The organism is Legionella fairfieldensis ATCC 49588 (assembly GCF_000621525.1).
In the GTDB taxonomy this organism is placed as follows: domain Bacteria; phylum Pseudomonadota; class Gammaproteobacteria; order Legionellales; family Legionellaceae; genus Tatlockia; species Tatlockia fairfieldensis.
In genome coordinates, this window is sequence record NZ_KK211300.1 from 88526 (window position 1) to 101388 (window position 12863).

Sequence of the window (12863 nt, forward strand, 5' to 3'; positions counted from 1 at the left end):
ATCAAAAAAATAGTTGCTCATTACATTCAAAATAACCAGCCACTTTCGTATCACTTACTAAAGATAAATTTTCCGGCTGCCAATGAGGTCTTTTATCTTTATCAACTAATAAAGCCCTCACTCCCTCATAAAAATCATGATCCCGCATAAAATGACTCACCAGGCAATAATCCATTTCCAAACACTCTTTCAAAGAAAGAAATTCTGCTTTAAGAATTTGCGCCAAAGTAATTTTCAAACTTAGAGGTGATTTCTTCTCTAAATTACACAAAACATTCGTTGCCCATTCATCGTCTCTTTGCTCTAACGCTGCATAAATTTTTTCTACGGTATTAAGTGCAAAACAGGTATTAATTGCCTGCTGCTCGTCTTTTAAAGCAAACTCCTCAAGGGGTAAGGCAAACTTTCGCAAAGTAGCCGTTACTTTTTCAGAGGCATTAGTTGATAAATCGATTGTAAGAAGCTGCTCTAATATTGTTTCCTGCCTGTCAGCAGCGACTACTTCTTTCACCAAGCCGAGTGCTTTAGCCTCTTCGGCAGATAAACGATTACCAGTCAATCCTAAATAAATACCCATTGCCCCAGGACAACGTGACAGTAAATAACTGGCACCAATATCAGGAAAAAAACCTATCCCCGTTTCGGGCATGGCAAAACTGAAATTTTGCGTGGCTATTGGATGAGAGCCATGTAAAGAAATGCCAACACCTCCGCCCATCGTGATCCCATCCATTAAAGGAATATACGGCTTTGAAAACTGATGAATATAATGGTTCAAACGGTATTCATGCCAAAAAAATGACATTTTATCCTCACCATTGCGGCCAGTTTCATACAATCGCCGTATATCACCCCCTGCGCAAAATGCTTTTCCACCTTCTGCCCGCACTATTACAGCATGGATACTATTCTCTTTTTCCCAACATAACAATTGCTGTTGCAAGGCTTTAATCATATCCAAAGTCAGTGCATTTAATGCTTGAGGACGATTTAAAGTGACTATACCAAGATGTCCCTCCTCAGTAAAAGCAATATCAGCCGTCATACTACTCTCCCTTAAATTCGGCCTGTCGTTTCGCGAGAAAGGCAGAAACGCCTTCTTGTTTATCCTCACTGGCACATAATTTGGCAAAATGGATTGCTTCAAGATGAAGAGCATCCTCTAAAGACATATTAAAACCATGATCGATAACCTCCATGATGCCAGTAACAGCCAAAGGAGCCATGGATAAAATACTATTTAAAATTTGTTTGCCTCGTTCCAAAAGAAAATCACTCTCCACCACCTCGCTCACCAGCCCCCAATGCAAGGCAGTTTCTGCATTAATAAATCGGCCTGTTAAGCATAAATCCATGGCGCGTCCTTTCCCGATTAATCGCGCCAGACGTTGGGTGCCCCCATAACCTGGAATAATACCCAGTTTCACCTCGGGTTGCCCAAATTGAGCTGTTATTGCGGCAATACGTAACGTTGCCGCAAGAGCAAGTTCACAGCCACCTCCAAATGCAAAGCCATTAACAGCGACCAAAGAGGGTTTACCTAAGGTTTCTAATTGTCTGAATACCTCTTGACCTTCACAGGCAAACTGATACCCACTTTGTGCGTTACATTCCGCCAATCGGGAAATATCTGCTCCGGCACAAAACGCTTTGCCAGAACCCGTTAAAAGTAACGCTTTCACAGTCGGCTTTTCTTTGGCTGTATTAAAAATCTCACTTAAATGCTGCAAAACCTCTGTATTGAGTGCATTTAACTTTTCCGGGCGATTCAAAGTCAGTGTAAGAATACCATCGTCATCTAATTTCTGTTCAATTAAATTCATTAAAACCTCCTGTTAATCAATAAAATAGTCTTCGTCCAAACTTGCTTTGGCAATAATTTCTCGCATGATTTCATTCGTGCCTTCCAGAATTTGATGCACACGGAGATCACGAAATAAACGCTCTATTTGATAATCCTGTAAATAACCATAGCCTCCATGAAGCTGCATCGCTTTATCACTGATACGAAAAGCAACATCTGTGGCCAGACGCTTGGCCATCGCACAATACATAGGAGCCTGCGGCTCATTTTTATCCAAAGCGTCCGCTGCACGATAAACCATTAATCGAGCTGCTTCAAAATCAGTCAACATATCCGCAAAATAAAACCGCAATGCCTGCATCTGAGTTAACGATTTACCAAATTGCCTGCGCTCATGGAGATAATTTTGAGTCAACCGCAAGCAAGCGGTAGCGCCTCCCAAGGAACAAGAAGCAATATTGACTCGCCCGCCATTTAGCGCATTTAAAGCAATTTTAAACCCAGTACCTTCATCGCCCACGCGGTGAGAAACCGGTACACGACAATTTTCAAAATAAACCATACAAGTGGGTTGACTGCGCCAACCCAATTTTTTTTCAAGCTTGCCAAAGCTCAGACCCGGGGTATCTTTTTCAATAAGCAAGCAAGATATCCCATGATGAGAATCATCGCCCGTCCTGACCATGCACAAATAGACATCGCTGACACTGCCTCCGGAAATAAATGCCTTTGCGCCATTTAAGAGGTAATGATCTCCTTCCTTGATTGCACGACTTTTTAGCGAAGCAGCATCAGAGCCAGCATCAGGTTCGGTCAAGCAATAACTTGCCAATACCTCCATGGATGTCAGGCGTGGCCCCCAGACCGCACGCAGTGTTTTATCAGCGTAACGATCAATCAAAGAAGTAACCATATTATGAATCGAAAGATAAGCACTGGTAGTAATACAACCAATAGCTAATTGCTCAAAAATAAGAGCCGCACCAAGACGCGTTAAATTGGCGCCCCCAATATCTTCTGCTGAGACCATACCAGCCATGCCTAACGTTGCAGCTTCACGCAAGGTATCCAGTGGAAAATACTTTTCTTCATCCCATTTCTGGGCCTGAGGAGCCAATTTGTTACGCGCAAATTCGGCTGCCATTTCTCTGAAAGCCAAGTGCTCATCATTGAGTTTAAAGTCCATGATTCATCCTTTAATTAACCGTCTCGACAGGGCCTACGCTTTTAGTCAATAAGAAAAATAAGCCCCGATTTTCCCAACAATCTTTATGATACCTCTTTAAATAATGATATTATTACCAATTTTTGGCGTCCGTGAAACAAAAAAAGAATAAATCACATGGAAACCGCGATATACCCTGAACCTGTTTGTGTAAAAACAACACATATATTAAAAGATTACTTTGGCTTTGATTCATTTCGCGACCCCCAGGCAGAAATTATTAATGATCTGGTAGCGGGTAATGATTTACTCGTTCTTATGCCAACCGGCGGTGGAAAATCACTTTGCTATCAGATTCCCGCCCTGGCTCGCGCGGGCGTGGGAATAGTTGTCTCTCCTCTGATTGCCTTGATGGAAGATCAGGTTGCCGCTCTTAGATTACAGGGTATTCGCGCCGCTTATTACAACTCGTCTCTAACCAGTGAAGAAGCAAGGCAGGTCTTGACCCAATTACATCATAATGAACTGGATTTACTTTATATCGCACCTGAGCGCCTGATAAGCCCCTCTTTTCTCGATCGTTTGCAGGATTGTTCCATTGCACTCTTCGCTATTGATGAAGCTCATTGTATTTCGCAATGGGGGCATGATTTTCGTCCTGAATACGCAGCGCTAGGGTTATTAAAAACCCATTTTCCAAACATTCCTGTTATTGCTCTTACGGCCACGGCCGATCAGCAGACACGACAGGATATTGTGACAAAACTCAATTACCACCCTAAACAATTTGTAGCGTCGTTTAATCGGCCTAACATTCATTACAGTGTCATTATTAAAAATAATCCACTCAAACAATTGAATCAGTTTCTGCAAACTCAAGTACAGCAATCCGGTATTATTTACTGCGGTACACGCAATGGTGTTGAACGGTTAACGACCAAACTTCAAGAACTAGGTTACCGTGCTGAAGCCTATCACGCAGGACTTCCTTATAATGAACGCAGGAAAGTACAGTCTTTATTTCGTTATGATCGCATTGACATTGTAGTAGCCACCCTTGCTTTTGGCATGGGTATTGATAAACCTAATGTACGCTTTGTGGTTCATTTTGATTTACCTAAAAATATTGAAAGTTATTATCAGGAAACAGGGCGAGCAGGGCGTGATGGCTTACCAGCGCTTGCCTTACTTCTTTATGATCCGGCAGATAGCGCCAGATTACGAGGCTGGATTACCAATACATCCAATGAAACTCAACAGCAAATTGAAACCGGTAAACTCAATCAAATGTTAGCTTTTGCGGAAGCAACTCACTGCCGCCGCCAGATTTTATTACGTTATTTTGACGAGTCAGGTGATAAAACCTGCAATTACTGCGATATCTGCGATAATCCACCTCAAACAGTAGATGCAACGGAAGACGCACAAAAATTTCTCTCTTGTGTTTACAGACTACGCCAAAGCTATGGTATGACACATGTTACAGACGTATTGCGAGGCAGTACTTCGGAAAAAATTCAACAGGCTGGACATCATCTCTTAAGCACTTTTGCTATTGGAAAAGACAAATCGACCCATTACTGGAAACAATTAGCCTGGCAGTTAATCCACCGTGATTATTGTTATCAGGATATCAGTCATTTTAATGTGTTACGACTCTCTAAAAAAGCAATTACTGTCTTAAAAGGTGAGGAAAAAGTATTCATTTCTATGCCAAAACCCGATTTAAAAACTAAATCAAACACTCATAAAGCCAACAGATTATCACCTCCTACGGAAAACCCGTTATTTGAAATCCTGCGTACATTAAGACGCAAATTGGCTGATGAAGAAAATAAACCACCCTTTATGATCTTTAGTGACACAACCTTACATCAGATGGTACGAGATAAACCCCAAACCACCGAGCAATTGCTGGCTATCTCTGGTGTAGGACAGCATAAACTCAATCATTATGGTTCGCATTTTTTAAAATGTCTGCGTACTTATAGGGGTAATTCCTGAACACCGGGTTTTTATCCTGACTTGGCAGCTATTACTAATGAGCATGACATCCTATTTTTAAATGGACTTGATAGTATTTGCTTTTAGAACCATCAATAAAGCCCCGAGTCTCTACCACTTCATACCAATCCAGCTTACCATGCAATTTCGCAGCCTGAGCAATGGCGTTATTAATTGCCTCTTCAATCCCTTCTTCTGCAGTACCTACCAATTCAATAATTTGATAAACGCGATTGTTCATGTCTTCTCCCTGAAATTATTTTCATTAATGAACTGCCTTGTGGTAAATTTAGTGTAGACGAAAAACTGCAGTCTGACACCTTTTACATCGCTAATAAATGCCGTTATTTCCAAACAATTGATCCAATTTTTGCCGGATAACGGCAAATTAGTTACGCTGCCGGTCATGCTATCTTTACTTTACCACTCGCCAATTCAAGGGCACACTACTCTTATTTCAAACGGCATAATTCTTGAATCTAATACAGTTAACCTCTGATGAATGATGATAAGCCCATGAAAAAACAACATAATTTACAGAAATCAGTTCCTTTTATTTTGTATGTTCTGCTTTCTATTTATCATAGCTCTGCCATTTTTTTTTAATAGCCTTAAAAAATACAAGTTTTTCCCCTTTGTGTCGCACAAAAAATACCCATTGACATGAATTACCGACTTTCATCGGCAATTCGGTGCTTTTTGAATTTTTTGTACGACACAAAGAAGTTTTACACATAACCGAATAATACTAAAGACAACTCTTACTATTCCAGAATATTTCTGTTAAAACACGCCACTCTAATAAATTAAATTCTTTAAATAATTATTAATTCACAGTGGAAAGCGAACGAGATGCATACTCTTAATGATCAAATAAAAATTTTGAAAGAACACCAAAATAATTTCATTAATATTCACTATAAAAATCCTTTTGCACAAACATTATACAATATTCAGAACGCTGCTATTAAGATTCAAGAGGAAGTCCATGATCAATGCCCTCTTGACATCAAACTGGATCATCTGGCACAAATAGCTTTGATGTTATTATCCCCCCCAGGAAATGAGTCATTAAAAGAAAAAGCAAGGGCTTGTCGTGATGAAATTAAAAATCTTCTTCCTCATCTGGCTAATCAACAACAAGTTAAGTCCTATACTGTTTTATTAGAATTAATTTCTTTTTTTGAAAATATACATAAAGAATTTAAACGAGAATACCTCTTAATTAAAACAAATTTAATAATAAATAATAAGCGTGAAAAAATAAAAATAACAAAAACAAATCTAATTAATAAAGCCTCTGAACTGTTTATAGTTAAATATCCATATTATAGTTTTGAGTCAATAAAATATTTAATTATGATAGTTTTTAAAGCATGGAATAACTTTCCAAAAAATATTTTGGATGGCTCATTTTTTAAAGAAATAAATCACCCTATTGCACAACTTTTTTATCATGAATATTTCTATAAAATATTTGGTATTTATCGTTTATACAAATTTGATAACCTTCAAAAACCCTTCATTGAGTCCATTGATATCGTTATGAACGATTTTTTTGGTTCTGATATAAAAAAGATCAAGTTATTTATGGATTTTTCCATAGGAATTTCAGAGGCAAGCAATTTTTTTTCCATGAATTTTAATACAGATTTAATGGAGTATAAAAAAAAGTTATTGAAAGTTCATCAATATCATCAATTTTATTTAGAGGAAGTTAATAATCGTATTAAGATAAAAGAAATCCAATCTGACGAATTTATAAAAGAACTGACACGACAGGATTTAATAAGAAGAAAATCTCTTAAACCTGTTTCTCATCAAACGACTTCTCCTGCTCAAAAGCCCAGAAAAAGTAATGCCCCCGAGAAAAGGAATCAAACACCAACGTCTAATCCGGAAGATATTGCTTATGAATTATTTAAAAACCAAAATTTTAGAGAAGCAATACGAGCCTATACCAGCTTGAAAGAAGAAAAAGTAACGAAACAAAATCGCTTAAAACACGTTAGAATATTAGCCAGCATTGGTGATTGTTACAACTATTGGTCCAGGTTTGAATTTCAAAAAAAATCGGGAGGAGATAAGCTTGGTTTAGAGTTAGAAAAAAAAGCGATTTCTTTTTATACACAAGCTTTAGAGCAAATCACGGTGGGGGCAAAACAAAACGCGGATAACGAGGAATGGCGCGCATGGTCTTACTTTATTAATGAATCACTCCACTCGCTCAGACCCCAAAATTATTGGGATGAACTCAAAAAAGAAGTAGAAAAACAAGAGACCGCGTTGACTGATGCAAATAAAAATACTTCTTCACTTAAAAAAACAGCGAAACTGCCTGCAAAAACCTCAACGAAGAAATTAACGTTTTTTGATGCACAGCATTCCCTTGTCTCAAATAATGGAATAGTAGCGGGTGCGCTGATTCTCAATCCAACCAGCTTGGCCGTGGCACAACCTGATACGGTCCCGAGTAAGAAAAAACGGCCTTCGCCAGAAACTATCGTTAATACGATAAAAAACTCGATTCCTCCTCCATTACAAGCCATTATTGATGAATTACATCAACGGAACCATCGCTGTTACATCGTCGGTGGTGCTGTCACGGGGGTTATTGCTGACAGCTATGTCATTGCTGACAGCGATAAGAAGGTAGAGCAGGTACCCACTGATATTGATATCGTGACTACCGCCATCCCTCAGGAAATTCGGGAAATAGCAGAAAAGCGGGGATACACCGTTCAGATTATTGGCACCAGAAAACCGATTGCTCGTATCCAAACAGGGCCTAATCCTGAGGAACATTATGATTTTGCTACTCTGGAAGGCACTTCTCCACAAAAAAAGCTACATTATGTCACGTTAGATAATGGGCTGGTCGTGCCCATCTTTTCAGGCACCGACATTAAAGAAGATGCTCAAAATAGAGACGTACCTGTGAATGCGATGTACCTCAATCTGCTCACTGATGAAATAGAAGATCCTACCGGCGAAGGTTGGGCAAGTTTTGACCGAAATGAGTTAAGCACCATTGGCAACCCTCTGGATAGTTTTCGCACAGATGCGGTAAGAATGTTAAGAATAGTCCGCCTCGCCGTAAAATTAAATTTTTCGATTGAAGAGCAAACAAAACAAACAATCAGGCAATGTGCTTCCTTTGAAATTGAGCCACCCATGCGGTTATTGCAAGAGCTTCATAAATTATTGATTAATAAAAAAGCCATTGAATGCTTCAATTTATTAAATCAATTTCAATTATTATCCTTGCTTAAAAAAGAACAGGCCAATGTAGAGCTCATTCCTCAGATTTTAAGCGAAATAACCTTTTATAACCTATCGGATAACGAAGCCTGGTTATTACTTTTAGCCACTTTATTTTGGCCAGGAATTTCACAGCATGGTTCAGATAACAAAGAACTCATCGAACAAGTGGATAACACCCTCAATAAATTCAAGCGCTTTTTATGGGAAAATATACGAGCCAAAATCAGACAGATTTGGTTACAAGCCCTGTTAGACCAATTAGTATTACCTGTTCTCAATAAAGACGAATTATCGCTCATCCCTTTATTTAAAAAAATCATTCAGACTCTTCCACCAACCATGACGTCTACAGCTACCTCTTCCGCTAATTTTTTTATGAGTTCAAATCAGCAACAAGGAACTGCTACCACTCATGAACATTTAAAGAGCCTCGCTTCGTGAAGTTTTCATAGGAGAAAATAACCTCTCTGTACGCGAATCAAGAACAAAAATAAAATGATCGCTTTTTGCTCCTTGATTCGCATTGAAGTAACATCATTGTGTGAATGCTTCCTATATCGGGATTAGCAAATTATCGGAATGCATAACCTCATCAACTGATACGGCCTGAGCAGGAACCCCTCGCCAGCTTGTATCAGCAGGTAAACGTTCCCCTTTCATTAATAAAGAAAAATTACCAAGTGTTGAGTTTTCTTCCATTACTGTGTTGTAAAGCACTGTTGAAGCAGTCCCTACATTACAGCCTTGTTTAATCTCAATAGGCGACATTTTGAATATTCTGTCTTCATAAAGATGAGTTTGCATCACTGCTTCTGCATTGAGACAAACCTCGTCACTCACTTTAATCAGATCGAACTCAGTAAAATCAGCGGTATCAATAAAAACTCTTTTTCCTATTTTTGCTCCATAACTACGATATAACCACGAAACGAAAGGCGTTCCCAATATCATGTTGGTAAAAAAGGGATTCACAAAATAATTATAGGAATATTCAATTACATCATTTTTCCAGATAAAAATATCCCATATGGGTTTCGTTGCCGGTTTTATTTTGCCAAGTATAAGCCATTTCAGTCCTACTAAAGCAGCAACCAGGCTAACAACAATACCTAGCTCCATCACGGGTAATACCAGTAACGTCGTTAATAATGAATATTTTCCAAGCAGGAAATCAAGAGCATAAAGGATGTTAAATAACATGATTAAGGAAAAAGTAGTCGGAGTAATTATTCTAAAAAATTCAATAGCTAATCGTGTTAAATATAAACGTTTAGATGGATTGAAGGTTTGTTGCTCTGAATAGCCTGTTACCAATTCACGTTTGGGGAGAAAAACAGCGGGAGAGCCAAGCCAGGCGGTATTGGCGTCTGCCGCTTTATTATTAGGGGGTGTGATACTCATACAGCCTAACAAACCACCCTCTCCAATTCGTGCTCCTGAGGGGAGCAAACTCATATTACCGGCAAAACCACGTTTGCCAATAGTAACTGGTGCAAAACAAATCGAATCGTTAAAAACATTTGGCCAGGCCAGAGCCACCACACTCGCTGTAAATCCCCCTTCTTCAATGGTAACCAAATCTGGAATAATATGAGGTACTTCCCCCATTTCTACTTTTTTCCCTATTTTTGCACCTAAAAAACGCAATAAAACAGGGAAGAACAAACTATCAGCCATGACGTATAATTCATCGCGATCCAGCATTTGTACAATGGTCCATTGCCTTAAATAATAAAAACTCTTCAGCGGATAAGTTCCGGGTTTAACCTTGTCCATAATTAGTTTTTTACAGACAAAGATAGAAAAAAAATAAAGAGTCATGAAGATCACAGCACCCGTAATCGTGGCAAAAAATATCGTACTGACATAGGAGCTATGCTCATAAAAATGAGTCACCACCATGATGCCCGGTAAATAAGTCAAATAATAAACTGCCATGGCAAAAGTCAGACAAAAATAATGTAAGAAACCATAAGTCACTGTTTTTGTCCGCGTAGCGCTGCTTACTTTATTTTGTTTGGTAATATGATTAAAAGGCGCAATAGCAAGACAGGCTGGCGAACCGGAAAAGAACTGGCCTGTAGGAATAATGCTGTATCGCGGCAACATGGACATATCATCCAGGGCAGCATTATCTTCAATAAAAGTATCAATACTTACAACACTGCGAGCGCCTAAAAAACAATTGTTGCCAATGGTAGTTTTACCTATTTTTAACCAACCGTCCTCAACCACATAGCCTAGCAATTTAGCATCATAACCAATCGACGTATTATCACCAATTTCCAACGTATCATGTGTAGACAAATAGACTGAAGCAATATAGCAGTTTTTTCCTATTTTAGCGCCCAATAAACGATAGTAGAGGACAATAAGAGGAGAGCCTATTAAATGTCTTGGTGAAAAGATATTTTTTTGCAAACGCTCAACTAACCACCAGCGTAGATAAAACCAACCCCATAAAGGGTATTTCCCTGGTTTTACCCGGCCGAGCAGCAACCATTTTGCACTAATAGTCAGTGCCAACGACGCAACAGGCATGATTAGGAAAAGACTTAAAAAAATCCCGAATGAATGCCATGAAAATAATGGGTATTGTTCTGTTGCCCAAGTGTAACAGATAATCACTGCAATAAGTTGCCAGGCATTGATAGTACACTGGAATAAAACACCAAAAAACTGTCCTACAGCACACAAATAATACATCCATGAAGGCGTTGCATTATTTTTTTGCTTTCGTGGCCTGCTTTGTTGGCTTGAGGCAGGTTTTTCTGCGGAAGATTTTTCAAACTTGTGAGCTAATTGTTTAATAGTCGGATTTTGATATAAATCGAGAATGGATATATTTTCCAAAGCAGGTATTTGACGCAAATTAGAAACTACTTTCGCTGCTATTAAAGAATGCCCGCCCAAATCGTAAAAGAAATCGGCCGAAATGGAAATAGGGGAATGTTGGATAACGTTTTCCCATACGTGAGCAATTTCCTGTTCCAAGACAGTTGATGGCGCCTCGTAATCCATCGTTTTTATTATTTGCTGTGGCAAAGGTAATTGTTTGCGATCAACTTTTCCACTGGCTAACAAAGGAAACATCTCTACCATTTCGAAACAGCCCGGGATCATGTAATGAGGTAAACGACTCCGTAAAAAAGACTTGAATTGCTCCAAATCAAACTTGACTTTTTTATCAACAAGCAGATAAGCAATTAATGTAGGTTGTTCTAAATTATGCAATAGAACCACCGCTTGATTAATAGCCTCATGCTCTAACATAACTGTTTCTATTTCGTTTAATTCGATACGGAAACCACGTAATTTTATTTGATCATCCGCGCGGCCAGCAAATTGAATATCACCATTCGCTGATCGCAACGCCAGGTCACCAGTACGATACAATCGCTGGTCCTTATGAAAAGGATGCGGCACAAATTTAATAGCTGTCATCTCAGGAAGATTGGCATACCCTCGCGCCAGACCACAACCACCAATGTATAACTCCCCTTCTTCACCATCAGGCATACACTGTAAATCAGCATCAAGTATGAGGACTTCACATCCCGGTAAAGGTTGCCCGATCGTCATTGGTTTATCCGGGTGGCATTCCGAGTAAGTTGTGATGACCGTTGCTTCAGTTGGACCATAAGTATTCAGTATTCTTAAACCAGGTCTGCTCCATCGTTTTATTAAATTGGCAGTACAGGCTTCACCACCAAGAATTAATAAACGTAACTCCGCCAAACCGCCTTCCAGCGTGGATAACAAGGTAGGAACAGTAGAAAAAACGCTGACTTGATGTTGCTGTAAAAATTCAATCAATCCTACACCAGAGCGAGTATCTTTATCAGTACAGGCTATTAATGAAGCGCCGTGAGAAAACGCCATCCAGATTTCTTCCAGTGACGCATCAAAAGCCAGGGAAAATCCCTGATAAACTCTATCTTGTTCGGTCATTTGATAAATGGTGCTTACCGTACGAACATAATGACAAATACTCCGATGAGTAATTTCTACTCCTTTAGGCTTACCAGTTGAACCTGACGTATAGATAATATAACTTAAGTCATCGGGAGATCGTTCACCAGCCAATAAAACTGGTCTTTCCACAGACTGGTTAGCAAGACGCTCTTTTAACTGATCATCAATGGTAATCATTTGAGGCGGTTCCAAACCTTCGCGAGCCTGCTGTAATGAAGAAATAAGAACTGCCTGAAACGATAAATCGGAAAAAATATAATTAATACGCTCAACAGGATGCTCTACTTCAATGGGCACATAGGTCGCACCTGTTTTTAAAATTGCCAGAATAGCAATATAACAATCTGCAGAGCGCTCAATGAGTATTCCGACAATGCTGGTCGGTCTGATCCCTTCACTTAATAGAAAATTCGCTAATTGATTGGCGCGCTGCTCCAGTTCCTGATAAGTAAAGCTTCTGTTATCACAGACAAGTGCAATATTATCCGGGAAATTATCAGCTGAGCGCTCAAAAAACTGTTGAAGTTGTATAACATCCTTGTTTTGCTCATTCATATTGGTTTACTCCCACCAATTATTATTGTTCTTATCTATGAACTTTAAAACATGTTTACATACATCAACCAACTTTGTGCCGAACAAAAGCCCCTG

General features: G+C 39.1%; 7 protein-coding genes. 2 read left to right on the top strand and 5 right to left on the bottom strand.

Features of this window, described 5'->3' with window-relative positions:
* Position 1 precedes the first annotated feature (1 nt).
* The 3 genes from T345_RS0112005 to T345_RS0112015 are packed head-to-tail and all read right to left on the bottom strand — an operon-like array spanning position 2 to position 2990.
* The gene (locus T345_RS0112005) at positions 2–1045 is read right to left on the bottom strand and encodes an enoyl-CoA hydratase/isomerase family protein (protein ID WP_028389554.1); all 1044 of its coding nucleotides are present in this window, start codon (positions 1043–1045) and stop codon (positions 2–4) included.
* 1 nt (position 1046) lies between these two features.
* Entirely contained in the window at positions 1047–1823 is a 777-nt protein-coding gene (locus T345_RS0112010) for an enoyl-CoA hydratase/isomerase family protein (RefSeq protein WP_028389555.1), read from the bottom strand.
* 12 nt (positions 1824–1835) lie between these two features.
* Positions 1836–2990, bottom strand: a complete 1155-nt coding sequence (locus tag T345_RS0112015; protein WP_028389556.1) for an acyl-CoA dehydrogenase family protein — start codon at positions 2988–2990, stop codon at positions 1836–1838.
* 156 nt (positions 2991–3146) lie between these two features.
* On the opposite strand from T345_RS0112015, the gene recQ reads away from it, so the two are divergent.
* Positions 3147–4973, top strand: coding sequence for a DNA helicase RecQ (recQ, locus tag T345_RS0112020; protein ID WP_028389557.1), 1827 nt, complete (start codon positions 3147–3149; stop codon positions 4971–4973).
* 34 nt (positions 4974–5007) lie between these two features.
* On the opposite strand, the gene T345_RS0112025 is transcribed toward recQ, so the two are convergent.
* The gene (locus tag T345_RS0112025) at positions 5008–5214 is read right to left on the bottom strand and encodes a dodecin (RefSeq protein WP_028389558.1); all 207 of its coding nucleotides are present in this window, start codon (positions 5212–5214) and stop codon (positions 5008–5010) included.
* 611 nt (positions 5215–5825) lie between these two features.
* Between T345_RS0112025 and T345_RS0112040 the strand changes: the two genes are divergently transcribed.
* Complete coding sequence (locus T345_RS0112040) at positions 5826–8678, top strand: tRNA nucleotidyltransferase/poly(A) polymerase-related protein (protein WP_028389559.1); 2853 nt, start codon at positions 5826–5828, stop codon at positions 8676–8678.
* Between the two features lie 111 nt (positions 8679–8789).
* Here T345_RS0112040 and T345_RS14330 read toward each other — a convergent pair whose 3' ends face one another.
* Complete coding sequence (locus T345_RS14330) at positions 8790–12767, bottom strand: Pls/PosA family non-ribosomal peptide synthetase (protein WP_242604547.1); 3978 nt, start codon at positions 12765–12767, stop codon at positions 8790–8792.
* Between the last annotated feature and the right edge of the window lie 96 nt (positions 12768–12863).